Genomic DNA, 24,759 nt, shown 5'->3' with positions numbered 1-24,759 from the left:
ATGAGACCTATTAAAATTACTATCACAGCATTTGGACCATACAAGCATAAGGAAGTTATTTCTTTTAGGGAGCTGAAGGACAATACATTATTCGTTGTTTCAGGTAATACCGGTGCGGGAAAAACGACGATTTTTGATGCGATCTGTTTTGCCCTTTATGGTTCGGCCAGTGGGGAAGATCGTAGTGATACAAAGCTAATGAGGAGTGACTTTGCGGATGATGATGTGCACACTTCTGTTGAGCTTGAATTTGAATTGCGTGGGAAGCAGTATCGAATATTAAGACAGTTGTCTCATGTGAAGAAAGGAAACAAAGGGGCAACTGGGGAGAAATATGAGTTTTATGAAAAAGTAGAGGACCAGGAAGTACCTTGTGTGGACCGACAAATTGTTTCGGAGATTAATAAAAGAGTAGAAGAGCTCGTTGGCTTAACAAAGGATCAGTTTAGCCAGATAGTGATGCTGCCACAAGGAGAGTTTCGTAAGCTATTAACATCTCAAACAGAAAACAAGGAAGCGATTCTTCGAAAAATTTTCCGTACAGAGCCATATAAATGGATCAATGAACGCCTCAAAGATAGGAAGAGTACGAAGGATAAGGAGCACGCAAAGTTAGAGGAGAAGCGGGATAGATATTTTGAAGATATCGAGACAATGCTCCCACATAGAGAAGGGTCTAGTCTCTTTGAGGTTTTATCTCAGGATCATAAAAATACGAATCAAATTATCGCAGGGTTAGAAGAAGAAACCGTTTTTTATGAAAAAGAAATAGTGAGTAAGCAAAAGGAAACGGAAGAAGCTACTGCTGCTTTTAATAAAAAATTAGAAACGTACCATAAAGCGGAAGCGTTAAATGAACAGTTTACAAAGTTAGAGGAGAAAGAACAAAAATTTCACGAGTTGACAGAGCTGGCGCCTAGTTTTCACCAAAAAGAAAAGCAGTTAGAACTTGCGGAACGGGCGACGAAGGTGGAAGTGTATGAAGCGCAGGTAAATGAGTGGCGTGTGGATGAAAGGGAGAAGAAGCAGCGGTTGGGTGTTGCGGAATCGTTGTTAAAGCGAGCTGTTGGGAATGTGGAAAAGGCTCAGAGTGCGTATGAGATGGAAGAGAAGAGGAAGAGTGATCGGGAAGAGGCTGGGAAGGCTTTGGATCGGTTCCATGATATTTTGCCGACTGTGAAGGATATGGATCGGAAGAAAGAGGAGCTTGTTTCGATTCACAAGGGTGTGCAGCAGTTGGAGCAGGGTCTTGTGCAGTTGTCGGAGAAGATGAAGCAGGATAAGGGTGCGATGGACAAGCTTAGAGTGCGGATCGTTGAGTGTGAGGAAGCGGTGGATGAGCATACGGTTAAGTTTCATCGACTTGCGGAGATGCGGGTGCAGGTAAAGTTTGTTCAGGATTATTTGGCTGTGGATAAAAAGCAAGGTGAGTTGGAAGCGGAGTTTACGAAGCAGAAACAATTGTATGAAGAGGCGCAGGAAAGTTATGCTGTTCTGGAAGAGGCATGGGTGAAGGGGCAGGCAAGTATTTTAGCAGCTCATTTACACGATGGAAAGCCTTGTCCTGTTTGTGGAAGCGGGGAGCATCCAAACAAGGCGAGTAATGCGGATGCGGTTCCTTCGAAAGAGCAATATGAGGCGGCAAAAAAAGAGTTTGATGTGGTGAACGGGGTTTATCGTGATGCGGCAGCAAAACTGAAATCTAACAAGGAGCAGTTAGAGGAGAAGCTGAAGGACATTCAAGAGATTGGAATTCCACCGTACAATGCACAGGGAGAGTATGATCAGATGGTTTCTGAGGGCAAGGTTCTTAATAAAGAGGTTGCTGAGTTGGAGAAAAAGAAGTCGGAGCTTCCATTGTTGCGAAAAGAGATGCAGCAGTACGAGGGTGCGTTAAAACAGCTAGAGGGTGAAAAAGAGGAGACGGAGAAAGTTTTTGCGGAGCAGAAGACGGCTTTTGAAACGAAGAAGGCTGTTTATGAGGAGCAGGTTAATCGTATTCCAGAGGATATTCGAAACCTTGCCGTTTTGGAAAATAAGATTCAGGAAACAGAAGTGTTGAAACTGCGTTTGGAAAAAGCGTGGGATTTGGCGCAACAGGAGTTAACAGCTGCGAAAGAAGAAGAGACGAAACAGAATTCGAATGTTGTGAATGCTAAGGGGCAACTTGAGGAGAGTATCGGGAAAAAGGCTCGTTCGGAACAGCAATTTATTGATGCGTTGGTTGGAGCTGGCTTCTCCTCTGAGGAATTGTATCGTCAAGCGAAAATGTCGGAGATGGCTCGAGGTCAATTAAAACAGGACATCGAGGAATTCAAGAAGACGTTTGAAACGGTGAAGCAGCAGATTGTGGAGCTGAAGGAGTCTTTAAAGGATAAGGAGAAGGTTGATTTAGAGGCTTTGTCTGTGGGGTTACGGGAGCTACAATCGGCAAGTGAAGCTGCGGGAGAAATGCTGCGTCAATGTAGGCAATATCATGGGCTTACAAAGGATTTGAAGGCGAGCATTATGGAAGCGGAAGGTCGAGTTGCGGAAGTGGAGAGACAGCTCAATGTGATTGCTGATTTGTATGATATGGTTCGTGGGCAAAACGGAAGTAAAATTTCCTTTGAACGATATTTGCAGATTGAATTTTTGGAGCATATTATCGTTGCAGCCAATGATCGGTTGTATCGATTGTCGAATGGACAATTTCATTTGAGACGAAGTGAACGACAGGAAAGTCACGGGAAGCAGAGTGGGCTTGGTCTTGATGTGTTTGATGCGTACACTGGACAAACTCGTGATGTGAAAACGTTGTCTGGTGGGGAAAAATTTAATGCTTCTTTGTGCTTGGCGCTTGGTATGGCGGATGTGATTCAAAGTTACCAAGGTGGAGTGTCTATTGATACGATGTTCATCGATGAAGGGTTTGGTTCGTTGGATGAGGAGTCGTTAAATAAGGCAATTGATACGTTGATTGATTTACAGAAATCAGGACGAATGATTGGGGTCATCTCTCATGTGCAAGAGCTAAAGAATGCTCTTCCCGCGATACTTGAGGTGAAGAAGACGAAGGAAGGGTTTAGTGAGACTAGGTTTGTTATTAAGTAGATGGAGTGGTTGGGAAAGTGATTGATTGATGGAAGGGCACAGAATTTTCTGTGCTCTTGTTTTGGTTGATTGGTATGTGATTTGGAGAGATGGGAGGAGGAAATGTCGCGGAAGCCAGTCATTCGCGACATTTGGAGCGCACATCGAGGTTGAAATGTCGCGGAAACCCGTCACTCGCGACATTTGGAACGCACACCGAGGCTGAAATGTCGAGGAAGCCCGTCACTCGCGACATTTGGAACGCACATCGAGGATGAAATGTCGCGGAAATCCGTCACTCGCGACATTTTGAACAGACACCGAGGCTGAAATGTCGCGGAACCTCGTCACTCGCGACATATGGAGCGCACATCGAGGCTGAAATGTCGCGGAACCTCGTCACTCGCGACATTTTGAACAGACATCGAGGCTGAAATGTCGCGGAAGCCAGTCACTCGCGACATTTGGAGCGCACATCGAGGTTGAAATGTCGCGGAAACCCGTCACTCGCGACATTTGGAGCGCACATCGAGGTTGAAATGTCGCGGAAGCCCGTCTCTCGCGACATTTTGAACAGACACCGAGGCTGAAGTGTCGCGGAAGCCCGTCACTCGCGACATTTGGAGCGCACATCGAGGCTGAAATGTCGCGGAAGCTCGTCACTCGCGACATTTGGAACGCACACCGAGGCTGAAATGTCGCGGAAACCCGTCTCACGCGACATTTGGAACGCACACCGAGGCTGAAATGTCGCGGAAACCCGTCTCACGCGACATTTGGAACGCTCACCGAGGTTGAAATGTCGAGGAAACCCGTCACTCGCGACATTTTGAACAGACATCGAGGTTGAAATGTCGCGGAACCTCGTCACTCGCGACATTTGGAACGCACATTGCGGATAAAATGTCAGGAACCTTCGTAATAAGACTTAATCACTAAAAAACAAAAACAGGTTACCCCAATAATTCACTAAAGGGTAACCTGTTTTCAGTAAACAGTAACTCTACTCGATTTTTCAAAAAGGAAAAAACATCGGTAGCAATATAATAGCTACGATTGCAATTAGTAATTGCAATGGTACACCTACTTTTACAAAGTCAAGGAAGGAGTATTTACCGGCTGCCATTACCATCGCATTTGGTGGTGTGGCAACTGGGGTTGCGAACGCCATGCTCGATGAGAATGCTACGGCCATCACCATTGGAATGGGGCTCACACCCATCTGTTGTGCTGTTAAAATGGCTACTGGAAACAAAAGAACAGCTGTAGCCGTATTACTAATGAACTGACTGAACAACGAAGTAATGAGGTATAGCCCTGCAAGAACGGCAAGCGGACCTACTGCTCCTAAGCTGTTAATGAGACCTTCTGACATAAACGTAACTCCACCAGTGTTTTCTAAGGCGGTAGCCATCGGGAGCATACATGCGATCAAGACGACGGTTTGCCAATTGATGGATTGATAAGCTTGATCTGTTTGTCTGATGCAGTTGGTAAAAATCATGAGAACTGCGGCGACGGAAATAGCAACGACGGCAGGAACCCATTCAAATACCATTGCTAGTAGCATCCCGATGAGGATAATTCCTGCTACTCCACTTTTGTCATTTTGATTTGCAAGATCGGTATCCTCAGCAGCGGATTTCAAAACAACCGTATCATTTTTTTCCGCGGAGAGTAGGTTAATATCCTTCCACTTTCCGTGAACCAAAATGGAGTCACCGTACAATAGCATTTCTTCTGGAGTAGTTTGCTTAGGTTCATTAAATTGATGCTTCATGGCTAAAACAGTGAGACCGTATTTTTCCCGAAAATTCACTTCCCGTATTGTCTGGTTCAGTAGACGAGAGCGGGGAGTTAAAATTACTTCGGCTAAATGAGATTCCTCTAACTGATAATCTCCTTGCTCTAATAGGAGACCCGTTTCAGCAACTAGTTTGCTGATTGCCTCTTCTTCTCCATATACGAGAAAAACGTCGTCTGCTTCCACTACATAGCTAGGATCGACGGTAATTCGCATAGATTTTCCTCTTCCAGCAATTCGTTTTAAAGAGGTAGCTTCTTTTTTTATCACTTCTAGCAAAGTGATATGGTATGTACTTGCTAGTTGAAGCTGTTTCATGGTTTTGCCGATTAGTTGGCTGTTAGCTGGGATTTTAACTGTACGAATATGATGAGATATCCCATATTGCTCAACGAGTTCCGCTGCATTGAACGCATCGGAATCGCCAACTTTGTTTTCCAAAGGCTTGTCCAACATTTTTCTTCCGATGAACCATAAATAAAGAATCCCTACTGCAAGCATGGTGAGACCAACTGGCGTGAAGGAGAAAAAGTTGAGCGCACCGTAGCCTGCGTCACGCAAGCTTTCACTAGCAATTAAGTTTGGGGCTGTACCAATTAATGTGAGAGCACCACCCATACTACTTGCGAAAGCTAATGGAATTAACAGTTTTCCAGGATGTATTTGAAGCTGGCGAGACAAACTAACAACAATAGGTAAGAGAATTGCTACTGTTCCTGTGTTACTAATAAATCCACTTAAGACAGCTACTAGCATGAGCATGAAAATAGTCAATTTCCATTCGCTATTCCTCGTGGTTTTCACAAGGAGATCACCGGCCTTTTGAGCTAGACCACTTTGAAATACACCTTCACCAACAATAAATAGTGCAGCAACCATAATTACCACACTATTGGAAAAACCTGCAAATGCTTCTGGCACGGTAATGAGTCCAGTTAGCAATAAGGAGAGTAGTGCAGTGATCGCTACAAGATCTGCTCGAAATCGTGGCACTAAAAAACAAATAGTAGTAATGGCTAAGATGAGAAATACTAATTGCATATCAGAAATCATATCACGAATCCTTTCTATTATTATTTTTGCTATGGTTGAACGAATTTGCGAGAGGTTATTGGAAAACCTTACCTTATTAAAAAATATCGTTATGTTATAAAAAAATCAACAAAAACTTTCTTTGATTATTGTTTACAGTAACGTAAATATTATCAAGAACCACTGTTTAGTTATTAACCTGAAACTTTGGAAGTTAAACTATGGATTATGGTGAAGACGTTTGAAGTCGGGTAAGTTTGGCGTCATTTTGGAATGAGCGAAGGTGGAAAATGACGTTTAAAAGTGAAGTTGCCTTGAAGAAAGCATATTAAAAATTAGTAATTTTGGATGTGATTATTGCTAAAGGAGGTAGCATAGAAAAGTGTTTAATGAACACTCTATTACTGTGCATGTTTGATACTAACTTAATGGGGGGATGAGAGCATGGCACAAGAAGATCCGCATTATTTATTACCAGAGGTTGCTGAGTCACTTCAGAATGTAGAAAACGCAGTACAACAGGCACAAGCAAGTGGAACTCAGGAGTACTATCATCAAGCAACACAAGTTGTTGCAAAAACTCAACAGCAGTTACAAAATATCCAAACGACAAATGCAGAAGAACAGCAGCAGCTAATGCAAGCTCAGCAGGCTGTTCAGCAAGCTTTCTCGCAGTTGCAAATGGAGCAGCAGCAGTTATTCCAAGCGCAACAGAATTTGCAAACGGAAAGTCAGCATTTGCAACAAGCACAAGAACAAGTGAAGCAAGAGCAGCAAGATGTTTTGTTAGCTCAAGAAAAGCTGCAACAAGCGCAAGTAACTGCTAATGCGTTTAAAAATAACACTCATTAAGTAATGTAACTAGCCAACATTCCATTTGGAATTTGGCTAGTTTTGCAAATAATTAGGCGTTCTGTAGAAAATCAGCAATCCAATTGTGCAGAACGGAGCTCGAGAAGGTGGCAAAGCAAAGTCATCGAACAAAAGAATCAATTCCTGTTTTAATTAATGTAAGGATTATTTTCGCCATTTCCTTAGGAGTTTTATCTAGTTCATTATGTAGCCAGCTTTCAATAACACGAATACTTCCACTTACAGCAAAGAGACTTGCATATTTTGAAATGTCCTCATCAATATTCGATTCAGATACCCAGTTTTTCACAGAAACATTATATGCGACGTTCATAATTCTATTTTGAAAGGAAACATCTCCATGCTCACTTAACAATACTTCACAAATATCTCGATTATCAGAGATATATGTTAGAATATGTTCTATCATTTGTAATGCTTCTTCTTCCTCATTGTAATTATAAGAGCGGAGTGTTACATTCATATCCTCGATAAATTCCTCTTCAATCTGATACAAGAGGTCATAATGATCCTTAAAGTGAGAGTAAAACGTAGAACGATTTATATCTGCAGCTTCACAAATTTCTTTGACGGTTATAAGGGAAATTGGTTTTTCTTTAAGTAACTTCATCAAACTTTCCTTTAAAACCATGCGGGTGTATCTTTTTCTCCGATCCATCTTGGAAGATGCCATACTATTTCTCCTATCATTATAGAGTTATCCAACACTTTTCGTTTGTTTTGTTGGGAACTAAACAATAAGTAATAAACTGTTTGTTGATTATCCAACACGGTGTCATTATAATTGTATAGTGTAATGAATGCAAGAGGGAGTGATTAAGATCGATTTACCATCACGAATAATTAAACATAAGAAAACAGTTGTCATAACGTTTATGATCATAGCAGTCATTTCCTCGATTGCTCAGTTTTTTGTGTCTATCAATTATAATATGGTCGACTACTTACCGGATGACGTTCAGTCAACTGTCGCAATGGATATATTGGAAGAAGAATTTGATGGTTCCGTCCAAAATACTCGAGTGATGATACACGATGTTTCTGTTCAGGAAGCACTTGATTTTAAAGAGCGACTTGCAGCAATAGATGGAGTAAATGATGTTCTCTGGCTAGATGATGCCGTTGACTTAAAAATACCGTTAGAAATGGTAGAAAGAGACGTTGTAGAATCTTATTATAAAGATAAAAACGCACTTTTTTCCTTTAGTGTTCGGAATGGAGAGGAAGTGGAGGTAACGGATGCCATTTACGAGCTAATTGGTGAAGAAAATGCAATGACAGGTGAAGCGTTAGATACAGCCGTTTCACAAAAAATGGCTGGAACAGAAGCTATGTATGCCGCAGTACTCCTTGTTCCTATTATTATCTTTATATTAGTAATATCAACATCATCGTGGGTCGAGCCTGTATTTTTTCTTACTGCCATAGGAGTTTCTATACTTATTAACTTAGGAACAAATATATTTATCGGAGAAATATCCTTCGTTACTCAATCGGTGGCACCCATATTACAATTGGCAGTGTCATTAGATTATGCCATATTTCTTCTTCACAGTTTTCAAGAATATCGTAAGAAAACAGATAATGTGGAAGAAGCAATGCAGCTTGCCATGAAAAAATCATTTCCTGCCATTACTGCAAGTGCTGCAACAACCTTCTTTGGATTTATCGCACTTACATTCATGGAATTTGGAATTGGATCTGACTTAGGTGTAAACCTTGTAAAAGGAATTGTTCTTAGCTTCATTAGTGTCTTGGTATTTTTGCCAGCACTCACGCTTCTGTTTTATAAATGGATGGATAAAACGGAGCATAAACAGTGGATTAGTAATTTTAAAGGATTAGGAAACAAAATTGTAAAAATTAGATTCCCGAGCTTAATTCTTGTATTCGTCATTCTTGTTCCAAGCTTCTTGGCACAAAGTAACACCAATTTTACGTATGGACTAGGTGAACAACCAGAACATACACGTGCAGGTGCTGATTTTAACATTATTGAAGAAGCATTTGGAGAATCCACGCCCATGGTTTTACTCGTACCAAAGGGGGATGTAGTGAAAGAGGTAGAGTTAGTTCAAGACTTAACAGACTTGGCTAATGTGACGAGTGTTATTGCGTATGTAGATGTAGTAAGTCCAGTTATTCCGCCTGAATATCTCGATAATTCCATTAGAGATCAATTTTTTTCGGAAAACTATAGTCGAATTATTCTCTATACAGACCTTCCGAATGAAGGTGACTTACCATTTGCATTAGTAGAAACAGTCCAAAGCATAGCAGCATCTTATTATGGAGATGAAGTGTATTCCCTTGGGGAGAGTGTCACGCTGTTTGACATGAAAAAAACGGTGACAAGAGACAACGTGATTGTAAATATCTTGACCGTAGTTGCAATCGCAATAGTTCTACTTGTTACATTTAAGTCACTATCTATTCCTATCGTTTTATTATTAACAATTCAGGCTGCTGTATGGATCAACCTTTCTGTACCTTATTTCAGCAATACAGATTTAGTCTTTGTTGGATATTTGATCATAAGTACGGTACAGCTTGCAGCAACGGTAGATTATGGGATTTTATTAACGGAAGCGTATGAACATAATCGAAAAGAAATGTCAGCATTGAAAGCAATTAAGAAAACAATTGATGAGAAAACCTTTTCCATTTTTGTTTCTGCCTCCATATTGTCCAGTGTAGGGTTTATTTTATGGATGACTTCCTCTAACCCAATAGTATCATCCATTGGGATACTTCTAGGTAGAGGAGCATTGCTTGCCTTTGTTATGGTTCTTTGTTTCTTACCAGCGACGTTGTTGGTTTTTGATAAGTTTATTAAGAAAACGACATATAAAGCAAACTTTTATGAGGAGAAATGATGATGAGGAAAAAACGATTACTTCTTGTATCTATGACGATTCTACTTCTCTTGCCTTCATTTCTAGTGCATGCAGCCCCAAATAATGATACAGCTGATGAAGAGGATGTTGTAATTGATACGTATGGGGAATTTTCATCCAAGGATGAAGTTGTATATGCCACATTAAGTGCTACAGGGGAACAACAAGAAATATATGTGGTAAATATATTTGATGTAATAAGAGCGGGGTCTATCGTTGATTTTGGGAATTATACAAGTATAACCAATTTAACGAATCTATCGGAAATAGAGCATGTTGATAATACCATTTTTTTGAATGCCACAGAAGGTAAATTTTATTACCAGGGAAATATGGATAAGGAACAACTACCTTGGAATATTGATATTTCCTATTTTTTAGACGGAAAAGAAATGGATCCTGAAAACCTTGCAGGTAGGGAAGGTCGATTACAAATTATCATTGAAACAACTGCAAACGAAGTGGTGAACCGGACATTTTTTGAGCATTATATATTGCAAGTATCTCTCACTATTCCATCTGAGCTTATGAGAAACATAGAAGCTCCAGATGCAACGATTGCCAATGTTGGGAAAAAGCAGCAAATTAACTTTACTGTCATGCCAGAACAAGAGGAAGTTCTTCGCTTTGCAGCGGATGTTACGGATTTTGAGATGGAGGCTATTGAAATAGCTGGTATTCCGTCTTCCATGGCTATTGATATTGACGTGAATGGGATGACAGATGATATAAAAACATTAGCAGATGCGATCCGAGAAATAAACGATGGCGTTTGGGAGTTAAAGTCAGGTGTATCAGAATTAAATAAAGGCGTAAGAAGCTTTCGTGATGGTTCGGCCCAGTACCTTGATGGTATGAACGAAGTGAGTGGAGCTTCTTCAGAGTTAATTGATGCTTCTAGACAATTTAACGAAATGATTCATTTGATTAGCGGTTCGGTTAGCGATGGACTTGCAGAAATAAACATTCCAGAATTGGACATTCAGGAACTTGAAGAGCTACCAGAAGAACTTTTTCAATTAGCGGAGTCGCTGCAAACTGTTGCAAATGAATTGGAAGATCTAGAAACGAACTATTCCGAAGCATTTGCTGACTTAGACCGTGCCATGGGAAGCATCCCACAATATACAATTTCTGATGAGGAAATCCAAGAGTTGTATGATAGTGAAGTGGATAGTGACCTTATCGATCGTTTGCTGGAGACACACACTGCTAGCGTGGCTGCACTAGAGACATATCGAGAGATTAGTGGAATCTTTGAAGGGATAGAAGTTTCCGTTTCCGATATCAGTAGTACAGTGAGAGAGTGGAGTGAGACGTTAGATACAGTAGCTAGTGAAATTGCTACTGCCATAGAAGAAATGGATAACGTGAATTATCTTGAGGAGTTAGAGCAAGGTCTTAATGAGCTATCTTCTGGGTATGGACAATTCCATTCAGGATTAGTGAGCTATACAGATGGAGTTTCCGAGTTAGCAAGATCTTATCATGACATTCACTCTGGGATAGTGGAGTTATCTGATGGAACAAATGAGCTAGAATCAGGTGTAGGGGAGCTTGGGGATGGCACTCAAAAACTTTACGATGCAACAAGTGATATGCCTGATCAAATGCGTGATGAAATCGATAAGATGATTGCTGAGTTTGATAAATCTGATTTTGATCCAGTTTCCTTTGTATCAGATAAAAACACAGCAGTTAATACGGTTCAATTTGTGATTAAAACGGAAAAACTCAAATTAGATTCAGAGGAAAACGAATCGTTAGAGGAAGAGGAAGAAAAGGGCTTCTGGGCTCGTTTACTTGATTTGTTCTTCAACCGATCATAATAGATCATAATATGAATTATATTGGATGAATTAAAAGAAACTAACTTTCTTTTGATCCATCCTCTTTTTTTTACAAGAAGAAAGGAAAATAGTACATAGAAAAGGAATTAGGTAAGAAGTTAATACTTTTGTATTTAGAGGAGGGGGAAATTGCAAACTGCAAGCTATTAAGGTGTGGAATGGGGTGCATAGTTAGATGAATAAAAACTATTTCAGCTTCGGAGCAATAGCCTTATTAGTAGTTATTGTAATGTTGGTTTTTAATGAACCGAGTGATCACTCCCAGGATATCATGTCAGAAGAACAAAAGATAATAGAAGAACAGAAAGAGGAAAATGAAAAGTTAAAACGAGAGAATGAGAAATTATTATTTCTAATAGACGAATTAAAAAAATCTCAGCCTATCGGATATGTTTCAAAGGATACAAATAACGAAGTAGAAACATTAACCCATAAAGTGGGATATCTGCAAGGTGAAAATGAGCAATTAAGGGAATTGATAACGAAATATCAGGAAACATTAGACCAAGTAAATCAACAAGTGCTTTCGGATTCTTTCAGTGTTTTTTCTAAAAAACAGCTGAGTGTTGGAAATCAAATTGCTGGATTAACAGTCTCGAGTATTCAGGATGGAACAAATGGAGAGGACAGCTTTATCGTAAATTTTGATGGAGAGTTTATTACAAATGGTTTTCTGATGATCAATCACGGCGGCGGAGGAAGTAAATATATATTTATGGTAGATGAGGATTTAATAAAAGTACCGCACTCTTTGAACGAGTTTGAAAGAGGAAGATTATTTTTTGATATAACAAATGATGATGAATTAGAAGTAGGTTTTGGCGAAGTACTTCGGAATTTGAATCCTTTTGAGAGTATCCAGGTAGAAGCTGTTTTTACTGACTATAGCCATGTGCATGTGCCTTATACAGATAGTAGGAGTCATGCGGAGTTTGTTCGAGTGGTTTCGATGGACTAAATGTAATTATTCAAAAAAAGAGGACGACTTAAAAGGAATAATTCAGTCAGTCTTTTGAGTTATCCTCTCTTATTAGATGAGTATTGTATTATTAAAGCCAAGCATCATGAATTGTGTTTACCTCAGCGAGAGCATATGCAGCATTTGTTATCGCCTCTGCTAATGTATTACCAGTTCCGCTTACATGATTAAAGTAAACTTCATAATCCCCTTTTACCTCATAAGTAAATCCAAATTTCTCTAATCTGTCTACGATCAGAAGTGCGTGCTCCATATTTTTCTCTGGCTGAAAATCTTCTACGAAAACCTTATTTTCTCGATCAAACCAAGTATTAACGCTATTTAATTTCCATCCTAAAACTCTACGAGCGATAACATCTGTTTTACTCATTATTATTCCCCCTTGTTATCAAAATACTTACTAACTCCTTGTGAATATTTTAACATAAAATGACTACTTTCTATATTAGTATGATTTTGTTTTCCAAAAAAGAAAACACGCTCAATAAGGAACGTGCTTGTTAGTAGAGAGTACTTTAGTAACGATCCTCTTTCAATGCTGCATTAATTTCACCACCGAAGAGAATAACCACAGAAGAAATGTGAAACCAAACCATTAGCGCAATGACGGTTCCGATCGTACCATAGGTTGCTGTGTAATTAGCAAAGTTATTTAAGTAGAAGGAAAAAAGTAGGGAGGTGATTTGCCAACCAACTGTTGCAAAAATAGCTCCGATGTATACTTCTCTTATTTTTAACCGAATGTTCGGACCAATTAAATATAATAGTGTAAAGACAATAAACAATAGTATGGAAGTAAACAACCAGCGCAAAAGATCGAAATTAAAAATGGCAAGATCAAAAATGGGAATATCTCTTATGGCACCACCAATAACTTGAAAGCTTAACGCGACTAGGATTACTACAAACATTCCAATAGTTAATAAAATGGAGTTTAGTCTACCAATAATCATTCTGCGGTCTTCTGTAACATCGTATGCTCTATTTAGCAAATGAAGAATTGTATTTAATGCAAGAGATGCAGTCCAAAGGGTAAAAATAATACTGAACGACAATAATCCAGTGTTGTGTCTTGCAGTAATGGTAGTCCATTCTCTTTCAATCATTTGTACAATATCAGCTGGAACAATGTCATAGAGCATGTCTAGCTCAAACTCAATGGGAATAGGAAGAAAAGATAGTAATGTTAACATAAAAATGAGAAAAGGAAAGATAGAAAGTAATAAATAATAAGCGCATTGTGCTGCTAATTCAATTAGTTTATGCTCCTTAAAACGATTAATTAAAGAGATAACAAAAGCCATACATATTTCCTCCAATAGTATCAAAATGTTCCGTCTTTCTAGCTTGTATATTTCTGTCCTTACTATACCTTATGTTCGTCTATCTTAAACAGAATCGCAATTTAATTTTTTATGTAGAGGTGGATACTGGGAAAGGCTTAACGGACAAAAGAGGTTCATTCAGTATGTGGTCGGCTTGCTCATTTGGAGCTGATGGATGGAGTGAAATGTCGCGAGAGAGGAAGTTGCGCGACATTTGGATCTGATGGAGAGGTTGAAATGTCGCGAGAGAAGCAGTTGCGCGACATTTGGAGCTGATGGATGGAGTGAAATGTCGCGAGAGAAGCAGTTGCGCGACATTTGGATCTGATGGAGAGGTTGAAATGTCGCGAGAGAAGCAGTTGCGCGACATTTGGAGCTGATGGATGGAGTGAAATGTCGCGAGAGAGGAGGTTGCGCGACATTTGGAGCTGGTGGAGAGGTTGAAATGTCGTGAGAGAAGCAGTTGCGCGACATTTGGAGCTGATGGAGAGGTTGAAATGTCGCGAGAGAGGAGGTTGCGCGACATTTGGAGCTGGTGGAGAGGTTGAAATGTCGCGCAATTAGCTAGCATGAATGTGTATTCCGCAGTATAAAAATTCAATCTATAGAATTTTCAGCAATTAGCAACCATTTTTATAATCACATTAAAAAGGTATCACAAGGAAGGATACCTTGAGATACCTACGTTATATTTTAAAGTCAGTAGTTAACTATACTATTGACAATATGATCTACCAGAAAAACGGTGTGAAAGGTCTTGGGCGAACGCCAGGGTGACCGAATCCAGGTGCTCCTACAGGGTGACCAAATCCGCCTGGTGCAACTGGTGCTCCATAGCCACCGTGTATGCCAGGGTACCCCCATCCTGCTGCTGGTGGTGCTGCAGGCGCACCAAAGCCACCAAATCCTCCTGGAGTCATCATTGTTCCGCCTAAATAGCCAATGCCTGCTCCCAATAGTCCAGCACCTAGAGGGCTGATGCCTGCACCTGGTGCAAATTGTCTTGTTTGTGGTGTGTACCCATATCCGTACATTTTATATAACCCCTTTCCATAGTTGCCTATAGATATTTACCCTACAACATATGTGAAAACAACTATATACGGTCTAGGCGAAGGACCCTATTCTGGCTGATTAGTTGATGGCCTAGTTTTTCGGGGATTATCCAGGATAATCTCAGTCATAGGTATAGACGAACGATTTTCAGAATGGATGCTCGATAAAAAAATCTATTATTGTTTGATTATTTTTCTCAATCTTAGGAGGAATTTGGATCATGATGTAATTTATCATGTAAATTTCTCGTGAAAGAAAGGGATATGGATATTTATGTTAAAATGGATGAGGGAAGATGTTAATTCGATTACTGAAAGGAGTTAATATATGGAGCAGTTTGATTGGTACGGGCTACTTATTTCTTTGTTACTAATATTTATTATTTTTTCTCCTCTTATATTTTCAAAGATAGAAAAGAATAACATTGAATATAAAGGTTGGAAAGGATTACTGAAGTCAAAGTGGTTTGGTATTCCACTTATTTTTCTTTTACTATTTTCCTATTTTAGTTTTCTAAACTTAGTTGTTTCTGTAACTTTTTCAATAGTAGTCTCTTTCGTTATATCACTAATAGCCAATACTATAGCTTTCTTGTTGATCAAAATGAAGAGTGAATGATTATTACGAAATTGAATTTACATTCTTATTAAACAAACGGAGCGATAATTGAAGAAGAAACAATAAGGACCACACATTTTAGATATGTCTAATTGTGATCCTTTTCGTATAAACTGTTTTCCCTATGTAACCTAAATATATGTAACATTTGTTGTTTTTCGCTGTTTTTAGTGATCTCCTTTCTTTTACCTAAAAAACGAATACAGCCAATAAATAAACGAACAATCCATAACGTAGATAAAAGAGTCGCAAATGTATATAAACCATTCCACCCTTTATGGAGTTCACAAGATTAGTGTATCTTTCAATCAAAAGCTCAGACACATAAGTTCGCGTTTCAAACACTTTTCTTATAAACTAACTATCCATTTCTAAAAGTACTTCATCACTATTTTTTCAGCTGTTCTTGTTGCTAATGCCTGAGTAGTGAGAGTCGGATTCGGTCCGCCGATGCCATTGTAGTGAACACTATTATCAGCGATAAAAAGCCTTTTTACTTGGTACGCTTCACAAATATCATCGACAACTAGTCCCATACGCATGGTAGATTCGATATGGGCGAACAAGTGAGCAGGCCAATCTGTTCGAATAATTTTTTTAGCTCCAGCTTTACGTAAGATATCTGCAGAAATTTTAGCTAACTGATTTCTCTTCTTCTTATCTTCCTTGCTAGGTGTATAGCGGACGACAGGGATGGGGCCATGCTCATCTTTTAGTACAGGGTCTACTGTTACACCATTTCTCTTATGGGGTTGATCATCTGTAAGGATCATGATACTTAAGGTACTTTGATAATTTTGCATCCATTCTAGCAATTCGTTTCCAACCACTCGTCCACGTAAATCCCAAGGGTCATCTACCGAGTGCTCCTGCTTGAAAAAATAGCCACTTTGACTAAATCCAAAGGTTAAGGAAGAAAACAAACCTGGGCTTACTCCTGATGGTTGGATGCAGCCTAGTCCAGGGTAATCCAATCTTCCACCTGAAGTTGGACCAGTGAAAGGATTGATATTATTTTGCCCTAATATTCCCATAATGTCCTTTTCATCAAATACGCCAGTCACCCAATCCCAATAATGGTTAGTAAGTCCACGACCAACCCAAGAGTTGTACGGTAGCTGAGAATTAAGCCATAGCCTTGGTGTTTCAATGCAACCAGCTGCCATGACAACTACTTTTGCATATAATTCTCCAATTTCGCCAGTCCATGTATCTCTGTATTCCACTCCAATGGCTTGTCTTTCTACCTCCGAATCAGTACTCGTTAAAATTTTCATTGTATAAGTGTTTGGGCGGATCTCCACATTTCCTGTCTTTAGAGCGAGAGGAACGTAACTGATGTTCGTTGGTCGTTTCGCTACTTTATCAACAGAAGGTCCGTGTGGGCAACCGTTAACGCAATGTCCACAAAGGGTGCATCCTTCCATTTTGGATAATTCCTCTAAGCTAACGTTCTTGTCCATCAACTTTTCATTCGGATGCAAAATAGCATTTGGTTGTGGTCGATAACCTGGACTAGTTGGATTTTTCGTGTTAATGAATGACCAACCATCTTTTTTAGCCCCGTAATAAAACATTTCTTCCTTGGCAGTGGTTGGCGCAGGGCGAACAGGTAATGTTGCCTCTACTTTTTCGTAGTATGGAACCAACTCCCGGTAGGAAATAGGCCAAACATCATCGATAGCCATAGCATAAGCGCGGGGGGAGTTTGCCCAATAGTGTTGAGTTGTTCCACCTACACCAGTAGATTGCCAAAGTTGCCCGTGATTAGGGATAATTCGTTGCCAAGGGGAACGACGTCGATCGGCAGGACCCCAGCGGAAGCGACCAGATATAATATCATTCATGTTATGTTCCATTTTCGTATATTGTTGTCGTAAGAGGTTGATATCTAAATCATCTGGGCTGGAACTACTAGTAGCACCACGCTCTTGATTAGGACTGCTCCATTTTTTATTTCCATACCATGGACCTGCTTCAAGAATAAGCACGTTAACACCTAACTCTCCCAATTCCTTAGCAGCAACCGCACCTCCACCACCGGCCCCAATGATAATAACATCTGCATCTGTATGCATATCATTTCCACCTCCTAATCTTTAAACTCTTTTACAAGAAAACCACGTAGTTCACGGTACCCCATTGATGGACTTGGGTAGTTAACAAGATTCCATGTCATGAAAGGCCTCTCTACAACACGATTTTCTGGAGGAGCTAATCGCGTTGCCCCAAGGGAAAACCACTCGGAATAGTATCCGATCATCACCATTTGATGCAAGTTACTCACAATATTTTTGACATAACCGATATTGTTTCGATAGGGGAGAGGCAGACTATCCATATCCACTTGAGCATTTTCTAATAAATGTATGGCTTCCAATCGATCCTCGAAGGAAAGGGAGGCAAATGATCCTCCTTCTGGATAAATGGAATAATTCAACTCCTTCTTGACCTTACCTGAAAAAATAAGTTGCTTCGCTGCTGCATCTAGCATTCCAGCTGTTGCAGATGACAACTGGATACTATCCATCCCAAAGTTTCCTTGAACGGAAATATAATGATCTAATGTCCATATCACATAATCATCCAATCTTAAATCCAATGCACCAAAGGTAGATGGAATCATAACATCCACGAAAGCCATAAAAGTAGCTCTCGTTTGTGAAAGGCTTTTTTTACCAATCTGCATTGGTAATTGTTCCATCCTGGAAAGCGGTGAAGCAGAATGATTCTCGGAAACGAAATTAGCCACCGTGTTCTTCATTTCCGTTATAAATGTCCCTTTTTTGTGTGAAGTGGAACCAGAATCATCTATAGTATTATTCATTTTAAAAGTCCTCTCTTAGTTTTGGTTTATGTATACAAAGCATAATTTTAATTATTAGAATTAGTATTTTTATGAAACATTATTCAATAAATTAGCATTATAAGAATTCACTATACATGTTCATCTTTGAGATACCACATACTAACTAATTGTTATAATCTTTATAACAAAGTGTAATGGAGTGGTACAATAGAGTATCAGTTCATGTAGTATTGTAAGGATAAACATATTAATAGTGGTGTATATTTAATTGTTTTCGTAAGGTTTGCAAAAAACAGCCCATACAAAAGAAAACGCCAAAACATGCGATTTCTTTTGTAATTTGAACAATGGTTTGCTACTTTTTTTCTCGTCATAAGTAAAATATTTTCTAAAAAAACACTGTTTCTTATTTTTTCGATATGTTAGATTTCAATACTAAATATCAATGTGCATAAAATTCCAGTGCAGTAATCTTCGGAATAGGATACTATGATTATATATACGTAGGACATAGGTGATGAGAGTATGAAGTGGAAACGGAAAAAGCAAAGAGGACTGAAAAGAATCGCTACAGAACAAAAACAGTATAAAAAGTTACGGAACAAAGGACATGAAGAATTAGACATGTTAGAAGAGTACTTTGGAAATAGTTATAGTGACTCGTACTCTACGTACAAGTCCATTCTGTTTCATTTACAGGCACAGCAAAAAGAAAAATCGTACTTTGGGCTGCTCGGTGTCGTTATAGGGATACTAGTTGCTATTTTTTCTTTCGGTTTTACCCTATTCATCTCGATTTCACAAGTGGGTATCATAGATGATCCTATTCTAATTAGTGGTATCTCTATCCTTATCTTTTTGTTTGTTATATCGGGCTATCGAGCGGATAAAAAAAGAAGAAATCAGTTGTATATAAATGAATATATGATTGCATTGGTGAAGGAGAAAATGGCATTGTTAAACGATTAGACTACAATGGTAATGAAGGAAAGGGGTGCGAGCATACTCCTCCATTCTTTTTATAAATGAAAACGTTGAAAACTGTTCAAAAGTTAGAGCTGCTTTTTATGATAAGATGAGTGAGAAGGTTAACGTAAAGACAACTTCTCTCTTTTTTTGCATTTAGTTTTAAAAATGACAAAATATTGAATATAAAAACAGTTAGGAGAAACATCATATGATGAAAAGAAAACAACTACTTCCCCTTATTGGACTTATTTTGGCAGCACTTACAATTTATTTGATTGCAATCAATTTTGATGGAAGTGCAACTACTGATACAGATGTAGAAGATATAAAGGAATTAGTACATGACTATAGTACAGGAAAAGTAGAGGATCAAACTGCTTCGATTACTTCTCATGAACTAATAGTGACGAACAGTGATGAAAGTAAGCTTATTTATGATCTACCTGAAGATGAATTTTTTGTTTCCATCGCTCCCTATGTGGAGACAACACATCCTTGTGCCATTCACAGCTTAACAGGATGCCAGGGTGAGATGATAGAGGAAGAGTTTGCTGTGTACATTGAAGACATAGAAGGAAATGTAATATTTGATAGTAAGCTGAAATCTTTCGAGAATGGTTTCATAGATTTATGGCTCCCACGTGATAAAAAACTTCGAGTAGTGATTGAGCATGATGGAAAAAGGGTAGAATCGGAAATTTCCACATTTGAGGATGACAACACTTGTATTACAACGATGCAGTTTTTGTAAGAGCGCCTAATGGGTGCTTTTTTTTTGTGAAAGAAAGTATAAATTTTTTGGATTTTGAAAGGTGTCTAGCTCTAGGTTCCATGCGCTTTTCTTATTGAAAATTGTAGTGGTGGGAGGGCTTCATGGTACTTGTAAGAATATTTTTTCAACTAGTTCCATTAGTTATAACTTTTGAATTAAAACAATATTATTTTAATAGTAATTTCAAGCGATAGAGGAGGAAAACGAGTGAAGGAAACTTGGAAATAATGTTAAAATAATTAGAAATGGAAGATAACAATAATAAAGTAAAATGAGGGAGCAACAAAAATGGATAAGAACTTAATACAGCACTTAAAAAAGTTAGAGGAACGTCACACAAATATAGAAGTGCGGAAAAACTCGGATCAGCTTGATAACATTTTAGCAGATGAATTTTTCGAAATCGGAAGTTCCGGTTATATGTTTGATAAGGAGGAATGTCTTGAAGGTGGAGTAGTGCTGACTGAAATGTCTCTACACAACTATGAAATACATCCTTTATCAGATGGTGTGGTATTGTCCACTTATTTTATCGAGGATAAAACTAGAAAGCGAAACACATTACGCAGCTCCATTTGGAAACATATTGATGGAAGATGGCAATTGGTGTTTCATCAAGGAACGATAACAAAGTTGAAGGTGGAAGATATTCAAGGATAAAAACTTGGGGGAAGTAGTATTATTTTTGATTTCCAAAGCAAGGTGCAGGATATATCTAGTAAAACGAGGACAAGGCTAACTGCCATTATCCTCGCTTTTCTTACTCACCAGGACTAAACGTTCGTTTTCCTAGTTCACTTTCCAGCATATAAAATGCGTTGCTGTCGTTTTCGATACGCTTCAATTTTTGAATGATATTATCGAATGATGCCTCTTCCTCCACTTGTTCTTCAATAAACCATTTTAAGAATGTCATGGTTGCATGCTCTCTCTCATCCAGGGCCATGTCCGCAAGCTTATAAATTCGCTTTGTCACTTCTTTTTCATGCTTAAAAGATTTTTCAAAAGCATCAAGTACGGAATCGAAGTCATTATTGGGGCTTGGCATACCTGCTACTACTGCCTTTTCGCCCATATCGTTAATGAAATTATAAAACTTCATCGCGTGAAATCTTTCTTCTTCCGCTTGAGCTAAGAAAAAGTTTGCGAACCCATCAAGACTTTCACTAGAACAATAAGCAGCAGTTGCAAGATACGCGTGAGCGGAAAAGAATTCATAATTCATTTGATCATTTAAGCCTTTCACAAGCTCCTTTGTTAACATCTTCATTCACCTTCCTTTTCCTTATTTACATGTGATAGTACAACAGTTGTGAAACAATGTCCAATGATTCAATCTGTTTATTTTTTGTGAGATGTAATTCTTGATATTCATTTTCTTGTTGTTTAGGAAACTATTTTTTTGACCTGTGGATAACTAGTTGTGTCATGCAAAAAAGACCAGCTACAGCGCCTACGCACTCGTGATCTTAGTGCATTTCGGTCATGAAAGGGCGTCTTGCGCTTTTCTTCTGAAAAGTTAATTCTTTGGAACTGCTTTTTTTTCTAGGAGTTTAATAAAGTTATCTCTGTAAAAAAATAACATGTACCCATGCATGATGCTGAGAGTGATAGCTAATGGGAGTAATGAGTGGTCAAGGAATACGTGAAGTAAAAGTATATTTGCGATAATTGGTGCTAATATTGCAAGAGCTAGAGGAACAAACCTGTTTATTAGTAATAAAATGCCACAGATGATTTCGATCGTTTTTTCAAAAACAAGTAAGTATTTAAATTCAAAGAGTGCCATTGCTTCTGGGCTAGTTGCAATAAACGGATTTAGATCAAAAATAACAAAATATCCGTTAATTCCAGCTATAAGGAAAATAAAACCCAAAGCGAATCGGGATCCATGTAATATGGTTTTGCTCAATCTTCTCACCTCCTATATTGAATTATCATAAAAAAAGTATAGCAATAAATTAAGTTATCTCCAATGGACTAAAGGTGTTATAATTCTATTTTTCAGTAGGGAATTTACATGGGTATCTAAAGAGTTCCATCGGTTTAGATACGGGCCGAAACAACCGTTAATAGAAACAGAGGTTTCTTTGGTTGGAGTATTATTGTTTTGGAAGGAAGGATTATGCCTTCACAAAAAACTAGATTCCAAATAATCAGGAACCTAGTTTCTTAGGAAGATCAGACTAATTTATAAGATACTTTCTTTATAAAAGGATCATTATGCCAGTCGGTTCTTAAAGTTTTCGTAACCAAATTTCCTTACGACTTCACAATCTCCATCTTTGCGTTGAACTGCAATGGCAGGTAACGCCATACCGTTAAAGGTTGTATTTTTTACCATGGAGTAAATAGCCATGTCACCGAATACCAATCGATCTCCACTTTTCAATGGTTGATCAAAGGAATAATCACCGATTACATCTCCTGCAAGACAAGTTTGTCCACCAAGACGATACGTAAATGATTTCTCACCGGATTCTCCTGATCCAAAAAGAGGAGGGCGATAAGGCATTTCTAATACGTCAGGCATATGACAAGATGCAGAGGTATCAAGAATAGCAATTTCCATTCCGTTTTTCAATGTATCAAGAACGGTTGTAATAAGATAACCAGCATTAAGAGCAACTGCTTCTCCTGGCTCAAGGTAAACTGCTAAACCGTACTTGTCTTGCATTCTTTTAATACAAGATTCCAATAAAGGAATATCATAATCTTCTCTTGTAATATGATGTCCACCGCCAAAATTGATCCATTCCATTTGTGATAGCCATGGTCCAAATTTCTCTTCCACTGCATTTAATGTTGTTTCTAAATCGTCCGAGTTTTGCTGACAAAGTGTGTGGAAGTGAAGACCTGACACACCATCAAGTAACTCAGGCTGGAAATTTTCTATCGTTACCCCGAAACGGGAGCCGATAGAACAAGGATCATAAATCTCATGTCCAACTTGCGTAGAGCATTCTGGATTAATTCGTAACCCTACTTTTCTCCCAGCATGTAATGCTTTGTCTTTAAACTTCTCTAACTGTGAAAAAGAATTAAAGATAACATGGTCACAAATCGAAATTATTTCATCTATCTCATCTTCACGGTAGGCAGGGGCAAAGACATGATTTTCTTTGCCCATTTCTTCATGACCTAGTCGTGCTTCGTATAGGCCACTTGCTGTCGTACCATTTAAGTACTCTCCAATAAGAGGATACATGGTTGACATGGAAAATGCTTTTTGTGCTAGAACAATCTTGCATCCAGTGCGATCCATGACTCCGCGAAGGATTTTAAGATTTTTTTCTAACAGAGATTCATCTACTACATAGCACGGTGTTGGTAGTTCTTCAAACCTCATCTTAACGAGTATACTCCGGCTGTTCTTCTTTGATAGGCTCTGCATCTACAAGTTCTGGGTTAAAGTCTTCTTTCCATGGTAGACCCCATTTGTTTAATGCATCCATGAATGGATCTGGATCAAATTCTTCGATATTGTATACGCCTGGCTTGTTCCATAATCCAGTCATAATCATCATAGCACCGATCATAGCTGGAACTCCTGTTGTGTAGGATACTGCTTGTGAACCAACTTCTTTAAAGCAAGCTTCATGGTCACAAACATTGTATACGTAGTATGTTTTTTCTTTTCCGTCTTTTTTCCCTCTGAAGATACAACCGATATTCGTTTTTCCTTTTGTTCTTGGTCCAAGGGAAGCTGGATCTGGTAAAACTGCTTTTAAGAATTGAAGAGGGATGATTTGTTTCCCTTCAAATTCAATTGGCTCAATCGAAGTCATACCAACATTTTCAAGACATTTTAAGTGTGTAAGATAGCTTTGTCCAAATGTCATGAAGAAACGGATACGCTTTAGACCAGGAATGTTTTCAACTAAAGATTCAAGCTCTTCATGGTACAACAAGTACATATCTTTTTCTCCAACTTCAGGGAAGTTGTATACTCGTTTGATTTCCATTGGCTCTGTCTCTATCCACTCGCCGTTTTCCCAATAGCGTCCATTTGCAGAAACTTCACGAATGTTGATTTCAGGGTTGAAGTTTGTTGCGAACGGATAGCCGTGGTCTCCAGCATTGCAGTCAAGAATATCGATATATTCAATTTCATCAAAATAATGTTTCAAGGCATACGCAGAGAATACTCCTGTAACACCAGGATCAAATCCACTACCTAAAAGAGCAGTAATCCCAGCTTTTTCAAAACGCTCACGGTATTCCCATTGCCATTTATATTCAAACTTCGCAGTATCTTCTGGTTCGTAATTCGCTGTATCTAAATAATGTGTTTTTGTTGCAAGACAAGCATCCATGATCGTTAAATCCTGGTATGGTAATGCTAAGTTCATAACGATATCTGGTTTAACCTCTTCAATTAAAGCGATTAGCTCGTCTACGTTATTTGCATCAACTTGTGCAGTTGTTATTTTTGTTTTTCCACCGTCTAATTTTGCTTTTAAGTCATCACATTTAGACTTTGTACGACTTGCGATACAAATTTCTTCAAATACCTCACTATTTTGAACGCATTTGTGAATCGCAACTTGTGCAACTCCACCACAACCAATAATAAGTGCTTTTCCCATTCTTATCTCTCCTTACTAAAATGAATTTGGAACCTCAAGAGGAAGAATTGTAACCAACAAAGTTGTCATTAATTACTTAGGGTGTCTTTAAAAAAACAATTATAGTCATATTCC

20 protein-coding genes are annotated in these 24,759 nt (G+C 38.7%); 9 read left to right on the top strand and 11 right to left on the bottom strand.

Translation table 11 applies throughout. From position 1 onward, the window contains the following. On the top strand, window positions 1-3,093 hold the full coding sequence (locus ACERII_RS05870) for an AAA family ATPase (protein WP_373640751.1): 3,093 nt from the start codon (window positions 1-3) through the stop codon (window positions 3,091-3,093). Between the two features lie 994 nt (window positions 3,094-4,087). On the opposite strand, the gene ACERII_RS05865 is transcribed toward ACERII_RS05870, so the two are convergent. Further along, a complete protein-coding gene (locus ACERII_RS05865) occupies window positions 4,088-5,929 on the bottom strand; it encodes an SLC13 family permease (RefSeq protein WP_373640749.1) in 1,842 nt (613 codons plus the stop codon). A 423-nt stretch (window positions 5,930-6,352) separates the two neighbouring features. On the opposite strand from ACERII_RS05865, the gene ACERII_RS05860 reads away from it, so the two are divergent. Then, entirely contained in the window at window positions 6,353-6,760 is a 408-nt protein-coding gene (locus tag ACERII_RS05860; protein WP_373640747.1) for a hypothetical protein, read from the top strand. A 121-nt stretch (window positions 6,761-6,881) separates the two neighbouring features. Here the strand turns inward: ACERII_RS05860 and ACERII_RS05855 are convergent, their stop codons facing one another. Beyond that, complete coding sequence (locus ACERII_RS05855) at window positions 6,882-7,454, bottom strand: TetR/AcrR family transcriptional regulator (RefSeq protein ID WP_373640746.1); 573 nt, start codon at window positions 7,452-7,454, stop codon at window positions 6,882-6,884. A 202-nt stretch (window positions 7,455-7,656) separates the two neighbouring features. Here ACERII_RS05855 and ACERII_RS05850 point away from each other — a divergent pair, with 202 nt between their 5' ends. From ACERII_RS05850 to ACERII_RS05840, 3 genes are all read left to right on the top strand, one after another. Then, window positions 7,657-9,657, top strand: coding sequence for an efflux RND transporter permease subunit (locus ACERII_RS05850; RefSeq protein WP_373640832.1), 2,001 nt, complete (start codon window positions 7,657-7,659; stop codon window positions 9,655-9,657). Between the two features lie 2 nt (window positions 9,658-9,659). Beyond that, the gene (locus tag ACERII_RS05845) at window positions 9,660-11,507 is read left to right on the top strand and encodes a YhgE/Pip domain-containing protein (RefSeq protein WP_373640744.1); all 1,848 of its coding nucleotides are present in this window, start codon (window positions 9,660-9,662) and stop codon (window positions 11,505-11,507) included. Between the two features lie 196 nt (window positions 11,508-11,703). Continuing rightward, complete coding sequence (locus ACERII_RS05840) at window positions 11,704-12,486, top strand: hypothetical protein (protein ID WP_373640743.1); 783 nt, start codon at window positions 11,704-11,706, stop codon at window positions 12,484-12,486. Between the two features lie 91 nt (window positions 12,487-12,577). Here ACERII_RS05840 and ACERII_RS05835 read toward each other — a convergent pair whose 3' ends face one another. The 3 genes from ACERII_RS05835 to ACERII_RS05825 all read right to left on the bottom strand — a co-directional run bounded on the left by ACERII_RS05835 (window position 12,578) and on the right by ACERII_RS05825 (window position 14,866). Then, window positions 12,578-12,877 (bottom strand): BC1872 family protein, encoded by a 300-nt coding sequence (locus ACERII_RS05835; protein WP_373640741.1) that lies wholly within the window; start codon window positions 12,875-12,877, stop codon window positions 12,578-12,580. 145 nt (window positions 12,878-13,022) lie between these two features. Further along, window positions 13,023-13,811 (bottom strand): YihY/virulence factor BrkB family protein, encoded by a 789-nt coding sequence (locus tag ACERII_RS05830; protein WP_373640740.1) that lies wholly within the window; start codon window positions 13,809-13,811, stop codon window positions 13,023-13,025. Between the two features lie 752 nt (window positions 13,812-14,563). After that, window positions 14,564-14,866 (bottom strand): hypothetical protein, encoded by a 303-nt coding sequence (locus ACERII_RS05825; RefSeq protein ID WP_373640738.1) that lies wholly within the window; start codon window positions 14,864-14,866, stop codon window positions 14,564-14,566. A gap of 349 nt (window positions 14,867-15,215) precedes the next feature. Between ACERII_RS05825 and ACERII_RS05820 the strand changes: the two genes are divergently transcribed. Continuing rightward, window positions 15,216-15,506, top strand: a complete 291-nt coding sequence (locus tag ACERII_RS05820; RefSeq protein ID WP_373640736.1) for a hypothetical protein — start codon at window positions 15,216-15,218, stop codon at window positions 15,504-15,506. A gap of 371 nt (window positions 15,507-15,877) precedes the next feature. On the opposite strand, the gene ACERII_RS05815 is transcribed toward ACERII_RS05820, so the two are convergent. Both ACERII_RS05815 and ACERII_RS05810 read right to left on the bottom strand, forming a co-directional pair. Next, window positions 15,878-17,584 carry a GMC family oxidoreductase N-terminal domain-containing protein gene (locus ACERII_RS05815; protein ID WP_373640734.1) on the bottom strand — a complete coding sequence of 569 codons (1,707 nt, stop codon included), beginning with the start codon at window positions 17,582-17,584 and terminating at the stop codon, window positions 15,878-15,880. Between the two features lie 14 nt (window positions 17,585-17,598). After that, a complete protein-coding gene (locus ACERII_RS05810; RefSeq protein ID WP_373640733.1) occupies window positions 17,599-18,333 on the bottom strand; it encodes a hypothetical protein in 735 nt (244 codons plus the stop codon). 507 nt (window positions 18,334-18,840) lie between these two features. Between ACERII_RS05810 and ACERII_RS05805 the strand changes: the two genes are divergently transcribed. The 3 genes from ACERII_RS05805 (at window position 18,841) to ACERII_RS05795 (ending at window position 20,716) form a co-directional block, all read left to right on the top strand. Next, a complete protein-coding gene (locus ACERII_RS05805) occupies window positions 18,841-19,284 on the top strand; it encodes a hypothetical protein (RefSeq protein WP_373640731.1) in 444 nt (147 codons plus the stop codon). 211 nt (window positions 19,285-19,495) lie between these two features. Beyond that, window positions 19,496-20,035, top strand: coding sequence for a CueP family metal-binding protein (locus ACERII_RS05800; protein ID WP_373640831.1), 540 nt, complete (start codon window positions 19,496-19,498; stop codon window positions 20,033-20,035). Window positions 20,036-20,344: 309 nt separating this feature from the next. Beyond that, window positions 20,345-20,716 (top strand): nuclear transport factor 2 family protein, encoded by a 372-nt coding sequence (locus ACERII_RS05795; RefSeq protein ID WP_373640730.1) that lies wholly within the window; start codon window positions 20,345-20,347, stop codon window positions 20,714-20,716. Between the two features lie 100 nt (window positions 20,717-20,816). On the opposite strand, the gene ACERII_RS05790 is transcribed toward ACERII_RS05795, so the two are convergent. The 4 genes from ACERII_RS05790 to ACERII_RS05775 all read right to left on the bottom strand — a co-directional run bounded on the left by ACERII_RS05790 (window position 20,817) and on the right by ACERII_RS05775 (window position 24,645). Further along, window positions 20,817-21,320, bottom strand: coding sequence for a ferritin (locus ACERII_RS05790; protein ID WP_373640829.1), 504 nt, complete (start codon window positions 21,318-21,320; stop codon window positions 20,817-20,819). Between the two features lie 255 nt (window positions 21,321-21,575). Beyond that, a complete protein-coding gene (locus ACERII_RS05785; RefSeq protein ID WP_373640728.1) occupies window positions 21,576-21,968 on the bottom strand; it encodes a hypothetical protein in 393 nt (130 codons plus the stop codon). Window positions 21,969-22,277: 309 nt separating this feature from the next. Continuing rightward, the gene (gene nspC / locus ACERII_RS05780) at window positions 22,278-23,405 is read right to left on the bottom strand and encodes a carboxynorspermidine decarboxylase (RefSeq protein ID WP_373640726.1); all 1,128 of its coding nucleotides are present in this window, start codon (window positions 23,403-23,405) and stop codon (window positions 22,278-22,280) included. A gap of 1 nt (window position 23,406) precedes the next feature. Beyond that, complete coding sequence (locus ACERII_RS05775) at window positions 23,407-24,645, bottom strand: saccharopine dehydrogenase family protein (protein WP_373640724.1); 1,239 nt, start codon at window positions 24,643-24,645, stop codon at window positions 23,407-23,409. Window positions 24,646-24,759 lie beyond the last annotated feature (114 nt).

Origin of the sequence: Evansella sp. AB-rgal1, assembly GCF_041820985.1 — a bacterium.
Taxonomy (GTDB): Bacteria; Bacillota; Bacilli; order Bacillales; family Salisediminibacteriaceae; genus Evansella.
Note: the sequence above shows the minus strand (reverse complement) of the source record. Positions and strands in the feature narration are given on the sequence as shown.

What these genes read in the sequence shown, in the direction of transcription:
- ACERII_RS05835 (WP_373640741.1), bottom strand. Translation starts at nt 12,877, where the DNA reads ATGAGTAAAACAGATGTTATCGCTCGTAGAGTTTTAGGATGGAAATTA.
- ACERII_RS05865 (WP_373640749.1), bottom strand. Translation starts at nt 5,929, where the DNA reads ATGATTTCTGATATGCAATTAGTATTTCTCATCTTAGCCATTACTACT.
- ACERII_RS05820 (WP_373640736.1), top strand. Translation starts at nt 15,216, where the DNA reads ATGGAGCAGTTTGATTGGTACGGGCTACTTATTTCTTTGTTACTAATA.
- ACERII_RS05775 (WP_373640724.1), bottom strand. Translation starts at nt 24,645, where the DNA reads ATGGGAAAAGCACTTATTATTGGTTGTGGTGGAGTTGCACAAGTTGCG.
- ACERII_RS05840 (WP_373640743.1), top strand. Translation starts at nt 11,704, where the DNA reads ATGAATAAAAACTATTTCAGCTTCGGAGCAATAGCCTTATTAGTAGTT.
- ACERII_RS05815 (WP_373640734.1), bottom strand. Translation starts at nt 17,584, where the DNA reads ATGCATACAGATGCAGATGTTATTATCATTGGGGCCGGTGGTGGAGGT.
- ACERII_RS05800 (WP_373640831.1), top strand. Translation starts at nt 19,496, where the DNA reads ATGAAAAGAAAACAACTACTTCCCCTTATTGGACTTATTTTGGCAGCA.
- ACERII_RS05805 (WP_373640731.1), top strand. Translation starts at nt 18,841, where the DNA reads ATGAAGTGGAAACGGAAAAAGCAAAGAGGACTGAAAAGAATCGCTACA.
- ACERII_RS05790 (WP_373640829.1), bottom strand. Translation starts at nt 21,320, where the DNA reads ATGTTAACAAAGGAGCTTGTGAAAGGCTTAAATGATCAAATGAATTAT.
- ACERII_RS05830 (WP_373640740.1), bottom strand. Translation starts at nt 13,811, where the DNA reads ATGGCTTTTGTTATCTCTTTAATTAATCGTTTTAAGGAGCATAAACTA.
- ACERII_RS05810 (WP_373640733.1), bottom strand. Translation starts at nt 18,333, where the DNA reads ATGAATAATACTATAGATGATTCTGGTTCCACTTCACACAAAAAAGGG.
- ACERII_RS05870 (WP_373640751.1), top strand. Translation starts at nt 1, where the DNA reads ATGAGACCTATTAAAATTACTATCACAGCATTTGGACCATACAAGCAT.
- ACERII_RS05855 (WP_373640746.1), bottom strand. Translation starts at nt 7,454, where the DNA reads ATGGCATCTTCCAAGATGGATCGGAGAAAAAGATACACCCGCATGGTT.
- ACERII_RS05845 (WP_373640744.1), top strand. Translation starts at nt 9,660, where the DNA reads ATGAGGAAAAAACGATTACTTCTTGTATCTATGACGATTCTACTTCTC.
- ACERII_RS05860 (WP_373640747.1), top strand. Translation starts at nt 6,353, where the DNA reads ATGGCACAAGAAGATCCGCATTATTTATTACCAGAGGTTGCTGAGTCA.
- nspC (WP_373640726.1), bottom strand. Translation starts at nt 23,405, where the DNA reads ATGAGGTTTGAAGAACTACCAACACCGTGCTATGTAGTAGATGAATCT.
- ACERII_RS05850 (WP_373640832.1), top strand. Translation starts at nt 7,657, where the DNA reads ATGATCATAGCAGTCATTTCCTCGATTGCTCAGTTTTTTGTGTCTATC.
- ACERII_RS05825 (WP_373640738.1), bottom strand. Translation starts at nt 14,866, where the DNA reads ATGTACGGATATGGGTACACACCACAAACAAGACAATTTGCACCAGGT.
- ACERII_RS05795 (WP_373640730.1), top strand. Translation starts at nt 20,345, where the DNA reads ATGGATAAGAACTTAATACAGCACTTAAAAAAGTTAGAGGAACGTCAC.